Below are 20,671 nucleotides of genomic sequence, written 5' to 3'. Positions count from 1 at the left end.
AAGATCGTCAAAGTTTGGGCGGATACGCTTATCATCTAACGATTGATGAAACTACGGGAGTGTTTGTATGAGCGAAGTAAGTTCTAAAATAAGCAAAAAAACAATAATCATCATTATAATTCTACTTGCAGCATTATTAGCAGTAGGTCTATCTTGGTGGTGGATTCATAGCCAGCGCGTTGTATCAACAGACGATGCCAGAGTGAAAGGTACAATTGTTGCTGTCAGCCCCAAAGTGTCGGGTCGTATTGAAAAAGTTCTCGTTACTGATGGAGATCACGTAGAGGCAGGCCAAGTCATTGCCATTCTTGAAAAACAAGAATATGAAGCTCAAGTAGAGCAAGCTCAGGGTAATTTAGCTGCTATACAGGCAAAGCTTGCAGCACTGGAAGCCGGGAACAGGCCACAAGAAATTGCCCAAGCAAGTGCATCGGTTGCACAACAAAGGGCAAATTTAAATAATACTAAAAAAAATGCAGAGCGTGCCGAAGGATTGTATAAGCAAGGTGCTATTTCCGAACAGCAAAGGGACTCTGCCCAAACTTCTCTAGAAGTTGTAGAAGCCCAGTATGCCTCAGCCGGACAATCCTATAATTTATCACTAGAAGGGTCCCGTGCCGAAGATATTGCTATGGCAAAGGCTCAGGTATTACAAGCGCAGGCGGCTTTAAAAAGTTCTCAGATCCAATTAGATAATGTAATTATCAAAGCACCCGTTCCAGGAACGATCGCCTTAAAATCAGTAGAAGATGGAGAAATTGTTGCAGCAGGACAACCGATCTTTAGTATTGCTAATTTAGACGATATCTGGATTGAAAGCAACATTGAAGAAACCTACATAGGAAAAGTCAAAATTGGACAGCCAGCCGAATTTACAGTAGACTCCTACCCTGGAGAGAAGTTTTCAGGCGAGGTCATTGCCGTTGGTCCAGCAGCTGGATCGCAGTTAACTCTTTTACCCGCCGAAAACGCTTCCGGCAACTTTACTAAAACAACACAGCGCCTGCCAATAAAAATTAAAATTTACCCACATGAGAATTTTTCTCTTAAGCCTGGAATGTCTACAATTTTAAGTATTTATATTAAGTAAAAACGTATTGCATTAATACTACTTCATACCGGATGATTGGAAAGGTTTTTTTATATGAAATATCTAGTTTTATGCACTGTTTGTCTTGGCACTGTGCTAAGTTCTTATGTCAGTAGTTGTACGAATATTGCTTTACCAAATATTATGGCCGCTTTAAATTTTGACATGAATTCAATTGTCTGGGTTTCGCTAAGTTATCTTCTCCCTTACGGTTCCATCCTGCCGTTAACTGGTAAACTAGGTGATCAATTCGGAGCAAAAAAGATGTATATTGCTGGCCTTATTACCTTTACCATTGGCTCTTTATTATGCGGTGTAGCCTCAAACTCAACCACAATGCTTGTATACCGTATTATCCAAGGAATTGGGGCTGGGATGTTATTGCCCAATGCTATGATCATTGTAGTAGAAACCTTTGAGCCCCATGAACGTGGTCAAGCGCTAGGAATTTGGAGCGCAATGGCAGCTGCCGGCAGTGCTATGGGACCAACTATCGGTGGTTACTTAATCGAAAATATTGACTGGCGTTCCATTTTCTTCTCTGTGTTACCATTTTGCGCACTTAGTATTGTTTTGGCTTTTATCATGATACCCAAGTCGAAGCGTAATGCAAATTCACAGGCTGATTTTTGGGGGGCGTCTTTGCTAACTATTAGTTTAAGTGCCTTACTGGTTGCCTTGAACAAAGGGCAAATTGAGGGGTGGACGTCTCTTTATATTACACTGCTTTTTTATCTATCCTTTGCCGCTTTTGTTCTTTTTATCGTTGCAGAACTACATGTTGAACACCCAATGGTGGAAATTAATTTGTTTCGTAATGTTAATTTTGCTATCGCGAATATCCTTGGGTTCATCTCATTTTTAGCACTATATGGCGTAATGTTTCTACTCCCCTTTTTTTTAAAGTCTATACTACTCTATAGTTCTATATCTGCCGGAGTGATGCTGCTCCCTTTAACGGTAACTATGGTTATTTTTGCACCTTTAGGCGGAGGAATTGCGGATAAATTCGGTTCTCGCATCCCTGCCTTTTTAGGAATAATGCTCATCTCTTTTTCCATATATTTGCTGACCAGCATCAATGCCAATTACTCTGCTCGTGATTTTTTTATCCGTCTTGTATTAATGGGCATGGGGTTAGGCTTTACCATGTCGCCCCTTAGTAATTGCGCTATATCTTCCTTGCCGAAAGATAAAGTAGGGATGGGCTCTGGCATACTAAATTTATTTAAGATCATCGGCGGCAGCATCGGGGTAGTATTCGTAGAAACAATATTGAGCAACAGTGAAGTACGCCACTATCAGATTTTGAGTGAATATTTAAATGCACCAAACCGGGCACCTCAAGAAGTGTTTAAAATACTCCAAGCACTATGGGGTAATCAAGGAATGAATTCAGATATGCTAACATCGGCTGCTCATGGATGGTTCACTGGGGAAGGTTTTTTAGTGCCGCAACGATACGCCATTTTTAAAGCTACACTAGCCAAAATAGTACATCAACAAGCTAATATTTTATCTTTTGAAGATGTCTTTTATATTTTAGCCATTCTTTGCTTTTGCAGCAGTTTCCTAGCTTTATTCATTAAAACTAACAGTCACCCACAGCAAAAGAAGCCAACTTAAAGAAATAGGGAGGAATCTACATGAATCAGTCCCGTTTTCGAAAAATTCTCGTACCCCTAGATGGCTCTAAAAACGCCTTCCGAGCATTATCCTGTGCCTGTGACTTAGCCGGATTTTCTAATGCCACCATAGAACTGCTCTATGTCCTGCTTCTTTCTAAGGAGGTAGCGTCTACTCATATCAATAATATTTCGGTTCCTGATAGTGTAATTAATGATCTCCAGGAAAATGGTCAAAATATTTTAAGAATGGGTTTACAGCAAATCCCCTCCTCCATAAATGTAACCTATTCACTTGAAGTAGGTTCCCCTTCCGAAAAAATTATTGAGATTTCTCAAAATAACAAAACCGACTTAATTGTTATGGGCAGCCGAGGCTTAGGAGTCCTCAAGGGAATATTAGTCGGAAGTGTTAGCAGTTATGTCGTTCATCATTCCCAATGCCCTGTTATGGTAGTAAAATAAGTTCAATGAGACAGGAAGACCAGCATGAGCCCATGCTGGTCTTTATTAATACATCCTTCTAACTTCCTTAGGCACCACCAATCTACTTTTCAATTAAAACTCAATAAAGCATACTATATTACCTCTCTTAGTCATTTCAACCCATATCTTCAATATTTTTAAGTTCCGAAATTATATTTTACAAATCTTCATATACTAACGTGGCATTGACTGGCATTAGACTTTTGTGGTCAAATAATTTCTGATTTAATTCACTTTATAAGTTAGCCCCAACCTGCTCTGAGGGTTGAGGTATTTTTTATAAGCGTTACCTTTCATATTGTCTACAACTTTTTCCTGTCCCATTCTTTTAGCTTATCAACATATAATCCAGCCAGCTCCATTTGGTTCGTATTATAGGCTAAGGCATCTTCTGGGGTAATGACAAGAATACGAATGTCATTATAATTTATAACTATGTTTTCACCATCATAATCTAAGATATATGTATCGGGATTATATTCTGCCAATTGACTGACACGATATAATGCTCCTGCCGTTTCATAGGCTCTATATAAGGGTGTGACTCCATTGTATAATACCGTAATAGTTGGTAATTTCCATGTTCCGTCTACCACGATTGCACCTTTCTTATCTGCTGTTAATTGCGCTTTTGGATGTACATGATCCTTCTCTAAATAGCCTTGTATTAATGCAATACGTTCCTTTCCCTCTGGATGATCTGAGAATAAGTCATATTGATAGTGCTGATCCAAACTAGAGAGTTTCATTAACCCCATCGTCATGCTATACGGATTGTACCCTGCCTTAGAAGAATGAATATATCCTAAGTAATCAGCTTCCCGCTCATCACTACGACTATAACCAGCCATGATAACATCCATTGCAAGACTTTGTAATGCAATACCTCGATCACCGAACACAGCCATAAATCCTACATTCATCAAAAGATTTTTTTCAATTTGATGCACTGTATGACGTTTAACTACATGGCCAATTTCATGGCCAATCACTCCAGCCAATTCATCATCTGACGGCATCAAATCTACCAACCCTTTAAATAGATAGATAAATCCACCAGGTGCGGCGAGGGCATTTACCTCATTTGAATTTAATACTTTAAAAGTATAAGGTAAATTTCTCCGTTCACTCACTGCCACCATATTCATCCCTATTTTAGTTACACGTTCCTCTAAAGCCGGGTCACCCACTAAACCATATTGTTTTTCTAACTGCTTCCCTACATCTCGTCCAATATCAATCTCACCCTGAGTACTGATAATAGCAGCTTGAGCACCATTTGGTACCACCCCAAATACAATAAAAAGGCTAACAAGTAGAGTTATAATCATTTTGGCCTGCCGTGCTATACTATGTGTCATATTTCCTCCTTTAGTTCTTATCACGACTTTACTCTATCATTAGTATATTTTAGAAAAGGTTTCCTAATAATAAAAAATCACAAACAGCTCTGTACAAAATAATTCACCCACTATTTATAAATTTCCTTTTATTGATTTGAAAAGTCTACCTTAATTTTACTTTTTAAAAGTATTCAAAAACTATAGTATTTTACAGGGACAGCCGCATATAAATAGTAAAGTAGAGAGACTTAAGCTCTTTGCTGTGTCAGAGTTTGTCAAAAATACAATAATATTTTGTTAAGTAAGCAGGTATTTCAGTTTAAATGTAGTATACTATATACTAGAAAATCACTATATGATGTTTACTTTATCATTTGGAAGGTGAATATATTATACAACTTACAATGCGACAGACTCATATTTTAGAAATAATTCAGTCTCTCGGCCCTATTACAGGAAACCAGATTGCAGAGAAGCTTAATTTAAGCAGGGCAGCATTACGCTCAGATTTGGCCATTTTAACAATGTCTAAATTAATTGGTGCCAAACCTAAAGTAGGCTATTACTTTATAGGACAGGATCTGCAGAAACTAAAAACAATGTCTTTTGATACCATCCTTGTAGGGGATGCTCATTCCTTACCTATTGTTGTAAAAGAAAATAGTTCTGTCTATGATGCTATTGTCACTTTATTTATTGAAGACGTAGGCACTATTTTCGTTGTATCAGAAGGAAATTTTCTTGAGGGAGCAATCTCTAGGAAAGATTTACTAAAGGCTGCAATGGGAGGGAAAAATAATAACGAACTTCCTGTTAGTATTATTATGACTCGAATGCCTAAGATTATTTTGACTACACCAGAAGAATCTGTGTTGTCAGCAGCACAAAAACTCTTATATCATCAAGTGGATGCTTTACCAGTGGTAAAAGCCGTAAAGGAGGGTGAAAATACAAAATTTCAAGTTGTTGGTCGTTTTACCAAGACAAATATTGCACGTCTTTTTGTCCAATTAGCAGAAAGCTAAAAAAATAGCCTTATAGTAAGGTAAAGGAGGTTCTCTTTGAACACTTTATATAACAGCCATACACCTGCTGTCTACGTATTGTCTGATTCCATTGGAGAAACAGGCGAATTGGTTGTAAAGGCGGCAATCAGTCAATTTGATGGAGCGCATATTGAAATTCAACGCAAGCCCTACCTAAAATCATCTTTACAAATCGATGCCGTTCTCGAAGAGGCATCTAAAACCAAAGGCGCTATCGTATATACATTAGTTCGCCCTGATTTAAAAAGTGCATTAGAAACCAAAGCCCAAGCATTAGGACTTATTCATGTAGATATTATGGGTCCAGTCATTTCTGCTTTGCAGAAAATTACCAATTTATCTCCTCGTAATGAACCTGGACTCATTCGCAAAATAGATGAAGCTTATTTTACCAAAGTAGAAGCCATTGAGTTTGCTGTAAAATTTGATGATGGCAAAGATCCTCGAGGCCTATTACAAGCCGATATTGTAATAACAGGAGTATCTAGGGCCTCTAAGACACCTTTATGTATGTATTTGGCCCATAAAGGCATTAAGGCCGCTAACGTGCCTCTTGTAAAGGAAATTCCGCCGCCACCCGAACTTTTTCAAGTGCCTCCCCATAAAGTCGTCGGACTTACTATCAAGCCTTCCTTATTATTTGAAATACGCAGGGAGCGCTTAAGAGCTATGGGGTTACAGCCATCTAGCAGCTACGCAAATTTGGAACGAATCGTTGAAGAACTAGATTATGCGCAAGCAATTATGCGAAAAATAGGCTGCCCTACTATCGATATCACAAATAAAGCTACTGAGGAAACTGCTGCAAGAGTTTTAGATTTTTATCGCAAAGGAGTCGCTGAACAATGAAAAAATTCGTATACTTATTTAACCAAGGTTGCGCTGAAATGCGTTCACTACTAGGAGGCAAGGGAGCCAACTTAGCGGAGATGACTAATATTGGTCTACCTGTTCCGCCGGGCATGACGATTACCACTGCTGCTTGCAAAGAGTATTATCAAAACAATAAGAAGCTCCCTGCCACTATCATAGAAGAGGTGCGCCAAAATTTGGCGCACTTAGAACAAGCCATTGGTAAAAAGTTAGGGGATGAAGTTAATCCCCTCTTAGTTTCTGTTCGTTCTGGAGCCGTATTTTCTATGCCTGGCATGATGGATACCATCTTAAATCTTGGTTTAAACGAAAAAACGGTACAAGCTCTCGCTAAAAATACGAATAATCTCTCCTTTGCTTACGATTCATATCGCCGTTTTATTCAAATGTTTGGTGATGTCGTACTAGAAATTCATAAACATGACTTTGAGCAGCTTTTGTCGGAACACAAGAAAAAACAGGGTGTTATCTATGACCAAGAGATGTCTGCCGAAACATTGCGGGCTGTAATTGATAGTTATAAAGTTTTAGTCTTAGAGCGGACAGGCTCTCCTTTTCCTGAAGAGCCTATTGAGCAGTTATTCTTATCAATTGAAGCCGTATTCCGTTCTTGGAATAACGATCGCGCCTTCATCTATCGGAATTTAAATAAAATTGACCACGAATTAGGCACTGCTGTAAACATTCAATCTATGGTTTTTGGTAATATGGGTAATGACTGTGGTACAGGTGTAGCTTTTACTAGGAATCCTTCCACTGGAGAAAATCTGTTATATGGAGAATATCTAACGAATGCCCAAGGAGAAGACGTAGTAGCTGGCATTCGCACGCCGCAACCAATTGCTAAATTGGCGCAGGAAATGCCTGCTGTTTATGCCCAATTTGCCAAAATTGCCAACATACTAGAAACTCATTACAAAAATGTACAAGATATTGAATTTACTATTGAAAAAGGTACCTTATACATCCTACAAACTAGAAATGGTAAGCGTACTGCCCAAGCAGGAATCAAGATTGCCCATGATTTAGCAGCAGAAGGTTTAATTAGTAAGCAAGATGCCCTATTATTAATTGAACCAGCTCAATTAGATCAACTACTCCATCGCCAGATTGATCCTGAAGCTAAACTTGATATCATGGCTACCGGTCTACCAGCTTCCCCTGGTGCAGCATCAGGAACTGTAGTTTTTGATGCCAACCATGCAGAAGAGTTAGGTAAAAAAGGGCAAAAAGTAATGTTAGTACGCACAGAAACAACTCCCGATGATATTCATGGCATTATTGCTGCTCAGGGTATCTTAACAAGTCGTGGTGGTATGACTAGCCATGCCGCCGTAGTAGCTCGTGGTATGGGGAAACCTTGTGTTTGTGGTTGTGAAGCAATCAAAATTAACTATCATACAAAGACCTTTATTATTGGACAAACCATCATCAGCGAAGGAGATCTTATCTCCATTGACGGTACTACAGGCCGCGTGATGTTAGGTCTTGTGCCAATGAAGGATCCTGAACTATCTTCAGAATACTTGACACTCTTAGATTGGGCTGATGAATATAAGCGCCTTGAAGTTAGAGCCAATGCGGATAACCCTGCAGATGCAAAAAGAGCGTTAGATTTCGGCGCCAAGGGTATCGGATTGACTCGTACCGAGCATATGTTTATGGGACAAGACCGCTTGCCTTTTGTACAAGATATGATTTTAGCAGAAAACTTTGAGGAACGCAGTAAAGCCCTATCCCATCTCTTACCGATGCAGGAGGAAGATTTTTATGGAATATTAAAAGTCATGGCCGGATATCCTGTATGCGTTCGTCTCTTAGATCCTCCACTTCATGAGTTTCTTCCTAGCATGAATGAATTGCTTATTGAAACGACTAAGCTCCAAATGACAGGAGAAAATATGCAGCTATTAGCAGAAAAAGAAGGACTACTGCGAAAAGTTCGCACTCTCCATGAATCCAATCCAATGCTTGGGCATCGAGGTTGCCGTCTAGGCATTACCTTCCCCGAGATATATGAAATGCAAATACAAGCTATCTGCAATGCAGCTGCGCGTTTAACACTAGAAGGCTACACCGTTTTACCAGAAATAGAAATTCCTTTAACCATTGGCATTGCCGAGATGAACTTTTTTAAAGAAAAAATTGATAGTATTGCTAAAGCTACCATGGACAAGCATAAGGTAACTTTCCACTACACTTCAGGTACCATGATAGAATTGCCAAGGGCAGCACTCTTAGCTGGTGAGCTGGCAGAGTCAGCTGAATTCTTCAGTTTTGGTACCAATGACCTTACACAAACTTGCTTAGGTTTCAGTCGAGATGATGCAGAAGGCAAATTCTTAAATGATTATCTAGAGATGAAAATTTTAGCGGACAACCCCTTTATTACGTTAGATCAAAAAGGTGTCGGCAAGCTTATGGAAATCGCCGTAGAAAATGGCCGAAAAACCAGACCCGGTCTTCTGATTGGTATTTGTGGTGAACACGGTGGCGAGGCCCGTTCCATTGCATTTTGCCACCAAATTGGCCTTGATTTCGTTAGCTGCTCCCCTTACCGCGTACCTATTGCTCGTTTAGCCGCTGCCCAAGCTGCAATTAGCAAGGGAGAAACTTACGGAACTAAATAATTGCAATATTAAAAGATCGCAGGCCCATTGTTGCCAAACAATGGAGCTTGCGATCTTTTAATTATATAGGTTGTGTTAATAGAATGAAATGCTAAGGTATTTCCAATTAAACTTCTAACTCTTTTTGATCTCCTAGATAAACATTTTGTTGATTCTCAATAGATCTTTAGTAAACCAACTATAGCTTCTACTTCTCCAACCAGTCTACCACCAGCAATTAAATCATGAAGACTCTTTATATCCGGTGCCGGTACCCGATCTTCATCCAGATGCGATACAACATTTCGAATTGCTTGATGTGCTTTAAGAGTACCATCTCCAGGCGTAAGCGGTGCCAAAAAATCAATGCCTTGCGCAGCTGCCAGCATTTCAATGGCTATCACATTACAGACGTTATCCAAAATTTCTCTTGCTTGACGGGCAGCGATAGTCCCCATGCTAACATGGTCTTCTTGGTTAGCTGAAGTGGGAATAGAGTCTGCACTAGCCGGATGTACTAAGACTTTATTTTCCGAAACCAATGCAGCTGCGACATATTGCGTGATCATTAGACCGGAGTCAACCCCCGGAAAGGCTGTTAAAAATGGTGGTAGCTCACTTAAATGCACATCCAACAAGCGATTGGTGCGCCGTTCGGAAATATTGCCTAATTCAGCAATAGCGAGCTTAAGATAATCCATAACCAAAGCAATGGGCTGACCATGGAAATTTCCACCGGAAATGGCTTCGCCTGTTTCCGGCATAATAAGTGGATTATCAGTCGCCGCATTAATTTCTATAGTCAAAGTTTCCTCAGCACGCCTGAGCGCATCCTTAGAAGCACCATGTACTTGTGGCACACAGCGCAGTGAGTAGGCATCCTGTACCTTGTTGCAATTACTGTGAGAAGCAATGATAGCACTATGTGCCGTTAAGTTCAGCATATTTTCGGTAGTCGCTATTTGACCGAGATGCGCTCTAACTTGGCTAATGCGAGGATCAAAAGCCGCTCTGGTACCTTTTAATGCTTCTAGGCTTAATGCGGCTGCAATATCTGCTGCCTTCATCAGATTAACGGCATCATGCCAGACAATGGTACCAACCGCTGTCATAATCTGTGTTCCATTGATTAAAGCCAGCCCTTCCTTACCGCTCAATACAATTGGCTCTAAGCCGCAAGATTTCAGCGCTTCGTCACCCTTTACCAACTGCCCCTTAAGATAAGCCTCTCCTTCCCCCAGCATAACTAATACTATATGGGAAAGAGGAGCTAAATCCCCACTGGCACCAACAGATCCTTTCGCTGGAATTGCTGGACAGATTTGTTTATTAAGCATGTTTATCAGCATTTCCACTGTCGATAAACGAATACCCGAATAACCTTTTGCCAATGAATTGGCTCTAAGCAGCATAGCAGAGCGGACAACATCTTCCGGCAGATGTTCACCAACACCGGTAGCATGACTTAGAATCAAATTGCGTTGCAATTTAGCTCTTTCGTCTTTTGATATAAATATAGTGCTGAAATTACCAAACCCGGTTGAAATACCATAGACAGGCTTTTCTTCTTCCAATATCTTATCAACAATTCTTCGACTGGCAATGATTTGCTCGCGACCTTTATCACTAACCCTAACCTCTTCATAGTTGCGCGCTACCTTTATTACATCTTCTAAGGTTAAAGAATTTCCATCTAATAAAATCATGCTGAAATCGCCTCCGCTTCCTAAAAATCATGCTGATTTATTTTGCAATATCCGCTGGCTTTTGTTCATGCTTGCTGTGAATGAAAATATAATACAGATAAATACCTGCAATAATTGGTAAGCCCGTATAAAGAACAATTTGCTGATCTTCAATAAATGCTAAACTGGCGATAATACAAATATTTAAGATAATTGCCACAATTGGCAAAATGGGATATAAGGGTGTTCGGAAGACCAAATCTTTTAAATCGCCGCCAAGTTCCAAAAAGTGTTTACGGAAATTAATCTGGCACCAAGAAATGACAATCCAAATTAAACATCCAGTTAAGCCTACACTAGACATCAGCCATATATACACAGTGTCAGCAGCGTATTCGCTAGTCAACAGTGATAATCCGGATAACACCAGTGTTAAAAATATACCGTTAATGGGAACGCCCCCCGAATTTAGATGACCCAACCATTTTGGAGCATGCCCATCTTTAGACATTGACCACAATAATCGGGAACAAACATAAAGCGCAGAATTACTGGCTGATAATGCAGAAGTCAGTACAACAAAACTCATGATATCCTTCGCAATTGGGATACCGATACGTCCAAATACGTATGCAAAGGGACTTTCTAGTACTCCTGCTTCTTTGTAGGGAATGGTTGCCCCCAAAACAATAATAGCCAACACGTAAAATACGATGATTCTGAATACAACACCTTTAATAACCTTAGGCACATTTTTGCCGGGATCTTCACATTCACCAGCTGCCACCCCCACCAGTTCCGACCCCTGAAAAGAATATACAACTGTAATCATAGTTAAAAACAACGCCCAGCCACCATTAGGAAATAATCCCGCTCCCGTATTAAAATTAGAAAATCCAATTGCCCCCTCGTTACCAACAGCACCAAACATCAAACCAGCACCTGCAAGTATAAAGGCAATAATAGCGGCAACTTTGATGCCAGCAAACCAAAACTCAGTTTCACCATAAACCTTCACTGAAATCAAGTTCAAAACAGTTACCAGCACGGCAAATAATACGCACCATATCCAAATAGATACATCAGGAAACCATAGAGCCATAATAATGGCTGAAGCGGTAAAGTTAGCGGCAATACAAACTGCCCAATTAATCCAATACAGCCACCCTACCGTAAAACCTACTCCTGGGGAAATAAATTTCACTGCATAACTTTGGAATGACCCTGATACTGGCATTGCCACGGCCAGCTCCCCTAAGCATAGTAAAGCCAAATACATCACCATGCCACCAAAGAGAAACGCTAGTACAGCACCAACGGGCCCAGCTTCGCTTACCACCTGTCCGGCACCTAAAAAAAGTCCGGTACCAATCGTACCGCCAATCGAAATCATCATCATATGTCTTGATTTCAGACCACGATTAAGACCTTTTTTCTCTGGAACCAACTCTTCCACATTTACTGCCGGTTTATTGGAATTCGACAGTTTCGTCACAACAGTCCCTCCATTTCCTTAACTCTCTTTACTTGGGTTCTTTTTCTTGCCCGCACGATCTTACATCAGATTCCCATTTATATTTTTTCATCCACGGTCTTAATTAATTGAGCCATTAATACTTCAGAGCGAACTACAATGTTCTCTATATTGCCTTTCAGTTCAGCAACAAAATCTATATCCTTAATGGAACCCAAATTAATCCGTACATTATAGATAGCGGACCACATGGCAGCTTGTGCCATTCTCCCTGCTACCGCTGCATCACTAGCCGCATTCGTGTTGCCAATGGAAAGCATTTTCCCTGATAATTCCAATACTTCTAAACAAACCTTGGCGACCTTAAGGGGTAGATTCGATGCACCTTTAAGTGCTTCTTGAATGGCATCGCTGCGACGTAACTTTTCTTCTTCGGTGCTTTTAGGTAGCTTATATGCATTTATTACATTATTAAATGCCTCGGTATCCTCATCAATATACTTTTCCAGTGCCGCTAAACATTTTTCTAAATCTGAAATTAACTTTCTACTTTCTTCATGCGCAGCCTCATATTTCGCACTACTTACTGTTAGATTCCCTACCATAATTCCCAGTGCCGCCCCGATAGCACCTGCTAAGGCGGCTGCACTCCCGCCTCCAGGTGCGGCGGAGTCTGATTTTAGCTCAGCTAAAAATTCCGTAATGCTTTTATTTATTAGCAAAATTCATTCCTCCCAGCTTTTATCATGATTCCTAGTTAAATGTTTTCTTCCATAACTTGCTTACGACTGAATCCTTCCAGGCGCAGGTAATAGTCCGCTGTATCAATCAGTGCCTGCATTGGAACCAATCCTACAATCTCACTGCCGATAATATTGACACCATAGCGAGCTGCTTCATTTTTGACCGTTTCAAAAACCCGGTAGAGAGGTGTACCTTCGTAATTAATCATGTTAATGGTTACCTGCGCTACATTCCGCTCTTCAATCATGATGCCCATAGCACGGCAGTATTTAAAGCCACCCTTGGCTTCTCGGATGGCATTCGCAATCTTCTTGGCTATTGCAACATCGCCGGTACTTAAATTGATGTTATAGGCAATTAGGCATTGTCTAGCCCCCACAACTGTAGCACCTGCCCTAGGATGCATTTTTGCTGGACCATAATCAGGCTTTCTTTCAGGCTCACTAATGGCTGCTTTCAAACCTTCATACTGTCCTTTACGAACGTCTGGCAAGTTCTTACGTTCACTTCTTTTGGCAGCTGCTTCATACATATACACTGGAATATCCAGCTTTTCGGCAATTTCTTGGCCTAATTCGTTGGCAAGTTCAACACACTCATCAAGACTGATTCCCTTTATTGGAATAAACGGAATTACGTCGGTAGCGCCGATCCGCGGATGCTCGCCATGATGTTGTTCCATATCAATCAATTCCGCAGCCTTCGCACAGGAGGCAAAAGCTGCCTGTTTAACGGCTGCCGGTTCACCAACAAAAGTTACTACCGATCGATTATGACTCGCATCCGATTGTACATCTAAAAGCTCAATTCCTTCTACTCTTTTAACTTCATTTACAATGGCTTCAATGACCTCAGGACGACGTCCTTCACTAAAGTTAGGTACACATTCAACTAATTTACTCACTATCAATTACCTCCAAATTTGCCATACGTTTATCTACAATCACTTGCCCTTTTTTGATGACCTTATCGATGATATCCATTCCAACATGATAACTTAGGAACAAATGAGATGGGTATTTAAGGATAAGAATATCCCCCTGTTTTCCACGTTCTAAAGTCCCAATGTGATCTGCCCTCCCGACAGCAGCGGCCCCGTTCAACGTTAACGCCGTCAGAATTTCTGCTGGAGAAAGTTTTAGCTGAATAGCCGCTAATGCGATCAACATGGGGATTGAATGGCTAAAGCAGCTGCCTGGATTATAATCAGTTGCGAGTGCAATTGCTCCGCCGCTATCAATCATCGCTCTGGCTCTAGCGTACTCTTCTCTCAGACAAAACGCTGTCATTGGCAATACCGTCGCTACTACACCGCGTGCAGCCATCTCAGCAATCCCCTTGTCTGATGCCTGTAGCAAGTGATCAGCAGAAATAGCTCCTAGTTCCGCTGCAAGCTCAGCTCCACCAAAGGACACAATCTCATCCGCATGGATTTTTGTTTTAAGCCCCAGACCACTTGCAGTTTGTAGAATTTTTCTTGTTTGTTCTACAGAAAATACTCCCTTCTCACAGAACGCATCGCAAAATTCTGCAATTCCCTGCTCGACTACTGCCGGCAGAACTTTTTGTGTGATAAATGCTACATAATCATCTACTCGCCCTCGATACTCAGGCGGCACAGCATGTGCCCCCATAAAAGTTGGTACAACTTCGACAGCATGACGATTGTTTAATTCTCCCATGACCTTTAATTGCCTTAGTTCCGTATCTAAATCCAGTCCATAACCACTCTTGCCTTCGACAGTAGTAACTCCCATGGCGACCATAGCATCTAGCCGATTTGATGCAATTTGTAACATTGCATCATACCCCATGGATTGTGTAGCTTTAACCGTATTTAAAATACCACCGCCACGTTCTAAGATATCTAAATAGGGCGTCCCGTCTAGTCTCCAGAAAAATTCTTCCGGACGATAACCGCCGAAGACAAAGTGTGTGTGGGAATCTACAAAACCAGGAATTACACTACAACCTGAAGCATCAATGATTTCCGTATTTTCCTCATTATAGAAAGGCAAGTCAGCGGTTAATCCTACCCATTCAATGATGCCTTCTTTTACTAGAATTGCTCCGTCTTCAATTTTCGCTAATTGATTCATCCCTGCACCTTTTTTTGCTGCCGTTCCAGTATTGGTAACAATTTCAGCTGCATGTTTGATTAGTAAGGATCTGCTGCCACTTTCCCTATGCAAAATATCTCCCCCTTTGCACTTTAACCCTTGCTATTAAAAAAAAGCCGCTACAACTTTATCTATCAGTTCATCTGTTGGTATATAAGGAATGGTTACATGAGCTTTCTCTCTATAATCGCGATTAAATTCAATAATTGTTTCAATGGAATGTTCATTTCTTGCCCATGACCGCCGGGCCACGCCGCCAATAACATCCCATAGTATTGCCGATTGCAAAATTTCATCCACTCTTTTACTACCATCCAAAACCATGCCAAATCCACCATTAATACACTTACCAATTCCAACACCGCCACCGTTGTGCAGTGCTACTAGACTCATCCCTCTAGCAGCATTTCCGGCAAAACATTGCACTGCCATATCTGCCATTACATTACTGCCATCCCGAATGTTCGCCGTTTCACGGAAAGGTGAATCAGTGCCGCTGACATCGTGATGGTCACGTCCCAACATAACTGGACCAATCTCACCTGTACGCACCATTTCATTAAACCGCAAAGCAATCTTCTTACGACCTTCTGCATCCTGGTATAAAATTCGCGCCTGAGTTCCTACAACCAATCCATTCTTCTCAGCATCACGAATCCAAATATAATTGTCCCTGTCCTGTCCACGTCGTTCAGGATTAATGCATTGCATTGCAGCCTGGTCAGTCTTATGTAAGTCCTCTTGCTTACCGCTCAAGCAAACCCAGCGGAACGGTCCATAGCCGTAATCAAACAACTGTGGCCCCATAATGTCTTCCACATAAGAAGGAAAAATAAAGCCATCTTTTTCGTCATGCCCGTTTTTAGCAATTTCTTTAACCCCGGCATCATAAATGGCCTTCATAAATGCATTGCCATAATCAAAGAAATACGCTCCTCGCTCTACCAATTCTTTAACCAATTCAAAATGGCGTTGTAAACTTTTATTGACCAATTCATGAAATTTGCTGCGATTATTCCTCAATAGTGCAGTTCTCTCTTCAAAAGTCAGCCCTTGTGGGCAATAGCCACCGTCATAAGCCGCATGGCAAGAAGTTTGGTCAGACAATAAGTCAATATGCTTTTGATTGGCTACTGCATATTCTAGTAAATCCACTATATTGCCATGATAAGCTATGGATATCGCCTTGCCCTTAGATTGGTATTCCTTCGCAATCTTAAATACCTGATCAAGATCATCGCTGCATTGGTTAACCCATCCCTGTTCCAGCCTCGTTTGAATACGAGAGGCGTCTACTTCAGCTATAATACCTACTGCACCAGCAATTTCCGTTGCCTTAGGTTGTGCACCACTCATACCACCTAATCCAGAGGAAACAAATAACTTTCCATGCAAGTCATCGTCAGGTGCTACGCCCAATTTAATCCTGCCTGCAGTCAATAAAGTGTTAAATGTTCCATGAACAATGCCCTGTGGGCCAATGTACATCCAACCGCCGGCTGTCATTTGTCCATAATTAGCAACTCCCATTTGTTCAGCGACTTCCCAATCATTCTGATTATCGAACATCCCCACCATTAGTGCATTCGTAATAATTACCCTCGGCGCTTCAGGTTTTGACGGAAACAATCCCAAGGGGTGACCTGACTCTATAACCAACGTTTGATCCTGAGTCATAACTTCCAAATACTTTTTAATCAACCGATACTGCATCCAGTTCTGACATACACTGCCTGTTTCTCCGTAAGTCACCATTTCGTAAGGATAAAGAGCTACATTGTGATCTAGGTTATTATCAATCATGACCTGAAACGCTTTACCTTCTATGCAATTTCCTTTGTATTCATCTAAGGGTTTTCCGTAGATCCTTTCTGAAGGCATATATCGATAGGCATAAATACGCCCAAACGCTTTTAATTCTTCCATGAACTCCCTTGCCAATTGACTATGTAATGCTTCTGGGACATACCGCAGAGCATTTTTTAATGCCACTTTACTTTGTTCAATTGTTAAACGAAAACCTCTATCTGGCGCCCTACGCACCCCTTTTTCAAATATAGGTGGCTCCGGCAAAACATCGTCCAACTTAACAGTCATGGCACAAGTGATTACTGTATTGTCAATATTCATCATCAAATCCCCTTCCCCAAAAACTATATTCAGTAAAACAATGCAAAAAATCTATATACATTCTAAATATTTATTATATTCTGATTATATTGCAGCTACTGTCAAAATAACGTCAAAAACCGTTTACTGATTTTTTTAAAAATACCTCATATCGTCTAAATAAAATTTAGAACTTCGCTTTCATCTTGCTAATCCTTTCAGTCGGCAGAGAGTATCGACTACTGCGAAAATAATCACTTTTGCTAAGCTTGCAGTTGCTCGGTCATGGTCAAACCGCGGTGACACTTCAGCAATATCAAACCCAACTACTTTTTTTGTGCGAAGTATATGCTTTAAATATTTTAGCACTATCTCAGGATGCAACCCTAGCGGTTGTGGCGCACTGACCCCGGGAGCAAAGGAAGAAGCAAACACATCTGCGCAAACCGTTACATAAAGATGGGGCACCAACTGCATAAAATAATCGAGTTTTTCTATAATATGTTCATCATTGTTGGTGAAAATATCACCTGCTAATAAATAATCAACGCCTAATTGCTGAGCTGTTTTAAATAATTCAAGTGTATTGCTGCTACGTTGGATTCCCAGACAAAAATAGTGGAACATTTCCCCCCATTGGCTGGCATCATCAGCAATCTGCCTAAACATCGTCCCTGAATTTCCGCCGCCGGCAAAAGGGCGAAGGTCAAAATGAGCATCAAAATTTAAGATACCCAATTGACATTTGCCATCTTTTTGCCGTAGAAAATCTGCTTGACCCCGAAAGTGTCCTAAGGCGGTTTCATGTCCGCCACCAATAACAAGAGGAAACAGTCCTGCCTGCCTGAGACGAAACACAGCTTGTTCCAGCGCCACCTGGCTTTTCATTAATTCTCCATCTGTGCAGGTAATATTTCCTGCATCAAACAAAGATACCTCAGAAGAAAATGAGCACGGTAAATTGGAAAGTTCGCCGCGAATTCCCTCGGGTCCCGAGGAAGCGCCCTTGCGTCCATTGTTCCGTATAATACCTTCGTCACAGCAAAAACCTAGCAAAGCAAATCCCATTTTACCTGTAAATTCACCGATTGGCTGCCTTAAATCCAGTGATTTTATCCATTGGTGCCACCGGAAGGCATCATAATTTTCCCTACTGTCAATCCGCCCTCGCCATATCGTAAAATCTGCTGCTTCATATCGATTCTGAAACATAGTATCCTCCAGTTCGTCATACAACCTTGTGGTTTTTAAAATAATCCACTAATTTTACCGTTATTATCAATATCCATTATTTCCGCTGCTGGTTTCTTGGGAAGCCCAGGCATGGTCATAATATCTCCGGTAATAGCCACTAAAAATCCTGCGCCAGCAGCTATACGTATTTCTCTGACCATCAATGTAAATTTTTCAGGACGGCCAGTTTTTGTTGCATCATCAGACAAAGAATATTGGGTTTTAGCAATACAAACTGGCGTTTTATCTAAGCCTATACCAGTTAACTCCTGGATGCTTTTTTCAGCTGCCTTGCTATAACTGACAGCTTCAGCACCATAAATTTCTTTGGCAATCACACGAATCTTCTCTTTAACAGGTAGCGTTTCATCATACAAAAATCTAACAGCCTTTGGCTGTTTAAACATGTCAAGAAGCTGTTCTGCAAGTTCCATACCTCCTGCACCACCATCGGCCCATACTTTTGAAAGAGTTACGGTGACACCAAGCGTTTTGCACTGCTCCCTGACAAATGCCAATTCTGCTTCTATATCATTGGGAAAAACATTAATAGCAACTACTGTAGGCAAATTAAATTTTTGCATGTTTTCTATATGTTTTTTAAGGTTTTCCATCCCCAGTTCTAGTGCTTGCTGATTTTCTTTGGTAAGCTCAGTTTTGCTAACGCCACCATGTGCCTTAAGTGCCCTTATCGTTGCAACTAGCACTACTGCATCCGGCATAAACCCTGCAAATCGACATTTAATATCAATGAACTTTTCTGCCCCTAGATCAGCACCAAAACCAGCCTCGGTAATTAATATTTCTGATAACTTTAAGGCAAATTTCGATGCCATTACACTATTGCAGCCATGTGCGATATTGGCAAATGGTCCTCCATGTACAAAAGCCGGTGTATTTTCCAGTGTCTGCACCAAGTTAGGTTTAATTGCATCTTTGAATAAGAGTGTTAATGCACCCGTAACTTTTAAATCAGCTGCCGTAACCGGTTTATTGTCATAGGTATAGCCTACAATGATCTTGCCGATTCGCTGTTTCATATCATCTAAATCTTTCGCCAAACACAAAATAGCCATTAGCTCTGATGCAACGGTAATGTCAAATCCGCTTTCCCGTGGTACGCCGTCAGTCTTTCCACCAAGCCCAAGTATAATATGGCGTAATGCCCGGTCGTTAAGATCAATTACCCTTCTCCATGTAACGCGGCGCGGGTCAATGCTCAGTACATTACCTTGTTGAATGTGATTATCAATAATAGCTGACAATAAGTTATGTGCTGACGTCACGGCATGTATATCGCCGGTAAAGTGTAAGTTAATATCCTCCATAGGAACAATTTGTGCATAACCACCACCAGCGGCACCGCCCTTCATACCAAAACAAGGTCCCAATGATGGTTCACGTAAGGCAATCATCGCTTTTTTTCCTAATCTGCGAAAAGCATCGCCCAATCCAACTGTCGTTGTCGTTTTCCCCTCACCAGCCGCCGTCGGGTTTATAGCACTAACCAAGACTAATTTACCATTGGGACGTTGTTTTATTTTATCCCATACCGACAACGATATTTTAGCCTTATATTTTCCATACTGCTCAATATCCTCTTCCGTTAAACCAAGACTTGCTGCAATTTGGAGAATTGGCTGCATTTTAGATTCCTGGGCAATTTCCACATCACTTTTCATTACCTTCACCTCGTCAGCATTTTATTGTCTTACATAATGGGGTATTTCAGCAGGAATTACCATAGAGAGTTCTACCAAGCCTGCATATTCCCCATCCTGATACCAAGGCGTTTGATAAACTAGCTTTTTTACACCATTTTTTTCAATTGTATAGCTATTGGCAGTTTTAGTTTCGATAATCTCAGCAATTTTTTTGTACGCATGTTCAGAATGAACATCTTTTACATTTTTTCCAACCAAACTCTTACCGCCATACTTCTCGAATGTTTTGACGGATTGAGCATTCATTTCTATGATATTACCAATTTTATCTGTAACAGTGACTGCAAAGGGTAATTCCTTTACCCATTCATTAGACATTTTCTTGACCCTCCTACATAAACAACTTTGTATTTAAATGAATTTTATAATCAGTACTGTCAAAATATCGTCAAATCGCTTTCAATGGTGTTCAAACAATCTAAAGTTAAAAATTAAAGTTATTAACCTCCTCAGCTTAGAGTCCCAGAATATCAATAGCCTGACTATGACGAGAAATTTGCATGAAAAATA

General features: G+C 40.7%; 16 protein-coding genes. 6 read left to right on the top strand and 10 right to left on the bottom strand.

Annotation, left to right across the window (positions count from 1 at the left end; genetic code table 11):
* Positions 1-67: 67 nt before the first annotated feature.
* The 3 genes from QSJ81_RS24230 to QSJ81_RS24220 are packed head-to-tail and all read left to right on the top strand — an operon-like array spanning position 68 to position 3,180.
* Positions 68-1,090: an HlyD family secretion protein gene (locus QSJ81_RS24230; protein ID WP_285719892.1), complete on the top strand. Its 1,023-nt coding sequence runs from the start codon at positions 68-70 to the stop codon at positions 1,088-1,090.
* Between the two features lie 54 nt (positions 1,091-1,144).
* Complete coding sequence (locus tag QSJ81_RS24225) at positions 1,145-2,716, top strand: DHA2 family efflux MFS transporter permease subunit (RefSeq protein WP_285719891.1); 1,572 nt, start codon at positions 1,145-1,147, stop codon at positions 2,714-2,716.
* Between the two features lie 20 nt (positions 2,717-2,736).
* Positions 2,737-3,180, top strand: a complete 444-nt coding sequence (locus QSJ81_RS24220; protein ID WP_285719890.1) for a universal stress protein — start codon at positions 2,737-2,739, stop codon at positions 3,178-3,180.
* Positions 3,181-3,503: 323 nt separating this feature from the next.
* On the opposite strand, the gene QSJ81_RS24215 is transcribed toward QSJ81_RS24220, so the two are convergent.
* Positions 3,504-4,562 (bottom strand): M48 family metallopeptidase, encoded by a 1,059-nt coding sequence (locus QSJ81_RS24215; protein WP_285719889.1) that lies wholly within the window; start codon positions 4,560-4,562, stop codon positions 3,504-3,506.
* 356 nt (positions 4,563-4,918) lie between these two features.
* Here QSJ81_RS24215 and ccpN point away from each other — a divergent pair, with 356 nt between their 5' ends.
* From ccpN to ppdK, 3 genes are read left to right on the top strand one after another with little or no spacing between them, the layout of a single operon-like run.
* A complete protein-coding gene (gene ccpN, locus QSJ81_RS24210; protein ID WP_285719888.1) occupies positions 4,919-5,569 on the top strand; it encodes a transcriptional regulator CcpN in 651 nt (216 codons plus the stop codon).
* A gap of 36 nt (positions 5,570-5,605) precedes the next feature.
* Entirely contained in the window at positions 5,606-6,439 is an 834-nt protein-coding gene (locus QSJ81_RS24205) for a pyruvate, water dikinase regulatory protein (protein WP_285719887.1), read from the top strand.
* Positions 6,436-9,093, top strand: coding sequence for a pyruvate, phosphate dikinase (gene ppdK / locus QSJ81_RS24200; RefSeq protein ID WP_285719886.1), 2,658 nt, complete (start codon positions 6,436-6,438; stop codon positions 9,091-9,093). Before QSJ81_RS24205 ends, ppdK begins: the two co-directional genes overlap by 4 nt.
* Before the next feature lie 155 nt (positions 9,094-9,248).
* On the opposite strand, the gene hutH is transcribed toward ppdK, so the two are convergent.
* The 9 genes from hutH to QSJ81_RS24155 all read right to left on the bottom strand — a co-directional run bounded on the left by hutH (position 9,249) and on the right by QSJ81_RS24155 (position 20,479).
* A complete protein-coding gene (hutH, locus tag QSJ81_RS24195; protein WP_285719885.1) occupies positions 9,249-10,778 on the bottom strand; it encodes a histidine ammonia-lyase in 1,530 nt (509 codons plus the stop codon).
* Between the two features lie 37 nt (positions 10,779-10,815).
* On the bottom strand, positions 10,816-12,243 hold the full coding sequence (locus QSJ81_RS24190; RefSeq protein WP_352230933.1) for an amino acid permease: 1,428 nt from the start codon (positions 12,241-12,243) through the stop codon (positions 10,816-10,818).
* A gap of 86 nt (positions 12,244-12,329) precedes the next feature.
* Positions 12,330-12,953 carry a cyclodeaminase/cyclohydrolase family protein gene (locus QSJ81_RS24185; RefSeq protein WP_285719883.1) on the bottom strand — a complete coding sequence of 208 codons (624 nt, stop codon included), beginning with the start codon at positions 12,951-12,953 and terminating at the stop codon, positions 12,330-12,332.
* A 35-nt stretch (positions 12,954-12,988) separates the two neighbouring features.
* Positions 12,989-13,879, bottom strand: coding sequence for a glutamate formimidoyltransferase (gene ftcD, locus QSJ81_RS24180; RefSeq protein WP_285719882.1), 891 nt, complete (start codon positions 13,877-13,879; stop codon positions 12,989-12,991).
* The gene (gene hutI / locus QSJ81_RS24175; RefSeq protein ID WP_285719881.1) at positions 13,872-15,167 is read right to left on the bottom strand and encodes an imidazolonepropionase; all 1,296 of its coding nucleotides are present in this window, start codon (positions 15,165-15,167) and stop codon (positions 13,872-13,874) included. Before hutI ends, ftcD begins: the two co-directional genes overlap by 8 nt.
* Positions 15,168-15,200: 33 nt before the next feature.
* Positions 15,201-17,228, bottom strand: a complete 2,028-nt coding sequence (gene hutU / locus QSJ81_RS24170; protein WP_285719880.1) for a urocanate hydratase — start codon at positions 17,226-17,228, stop codon at positions 15,201-15,203.
* Positions 17,229-17,405: 177 nt separating this feature from the next.
* A complete protein-coding gene (hutG, locus tag QSJ81_RS24165; RefSeq protein WP_285719879.1) occupies positions 17,406-18,416 on the bottom strand; it encodes a formimidoylglutamase in 1,011 nt (336 codons plus the stop codon).
* 35 nt (positions 18,417-18,451) lie between these two features.
* Positions 18,452-20,119, bottom strand: coding sequence for a formate--tetrahydrofolate ligase (locus QSJ81_RS24160; protein ID WP_285719878.1), 1,668 nt, complete (start codon positions 20,117-20,119; stop codon positions 18,452-18,454).
* 21 nt (positions 20,120-20,140) lie between these two features.
* The gene (locus QSJ81_RS24155) at positions 20,141-20,479 is read right to left on the bottom strand and encodes a diguanylate cyclase (protein ID WP_285719877.1); all 339 of its coding nucleotides are present in this window, start codon (positions 20,477-20,479) and stop codon (positions 20,141-20,143) included.
* Between the last annotated feature and the right edge of the window lie 192 nt (positions 20,480-20,671).

Source organism: Pelosinus sp. IPA-1, assembly GCF_030269905.1.
Taxonomy (GTDB): domain Bacteria; phylum Bacillota; class Negativicutes; order DSM-13327; family DSM-13327; genus Pelosinus.
The sequence above is the reverse complement of the archived record's forward strand: the minus strand, read 5'-3'. Positions and strand labels throughout refer to the sequence as shown.

Bases quoted from the DNA above. Each gene is read 5' to 3' on its own strand.
- QSJ81_RS24215 (WP_285719889.1), bottom strand. From the start codon at position 4,562: ATGACACATAGTATAGCACGGCAGGCCAAAATGATTATAACTCTACTT.
- ppdK (WP_285719886.1), top strand. From the start codon at position 6,436: ATGAAAAAATTCGTATACTTATTTAACCAAGGTTGCGCTGAAATGCGT.
- QSJ81_RS24155 (WP_285719877.1), bottom strand. From the start codon at position 20,479: ATGTCTAATGAATGGGTAAAGGAATTACCCTTTGCAGTCACTGTTACA.
- QSJ81_RS24225 (WP_285719891.1), top strand. From the start codon at position 1,145: ATGAAATATCTAGTTTTATGCACTGTTTGTCTTGGCACTGTGCTAAGT.
- hutU (WP_285719880.1), bottom strand. From the start codon at position 17,228: ATGATGAATATTGACAATACAGTAATCACTTGTGCCATGACTGTTAAG.
- QSJ81_RS24160 (WP_285719878.1), bottom strand. From the start codon at position 20,119: ATGAAAAGTGATGTGGAAATTGCCCAGGAATCTAAAATGCAGCCAATT.
- hutH (WP_285719885.1), bottom strand. From the start codon at position 10,778: ATGATTTTATTAGATGGAAATTCTTTAACCTTAGAAGATGTAATAAAG.
- QSJ81_RS24230 (WP_285719892.1), top strand. From the start codon at position 68: ATGAGCGAAGTAAGTTCTAAAATAAGCAAAAAAACAATAATCATCATT.
- QSJ81_RS24220 (WP_285719890.1), top strand. From the start codon at position 2,737: ATGAATCAGTCCCGTTTTCGAAAAATTCTCGTACCCCTAGATGGCTCT.
- hutG (WP_285719879.1), bottom strand. From the start codon at position 18,416: ATGTTTCAGAATCGATATGAAGCAGCAGATTTTACGATATGGCGAGGG.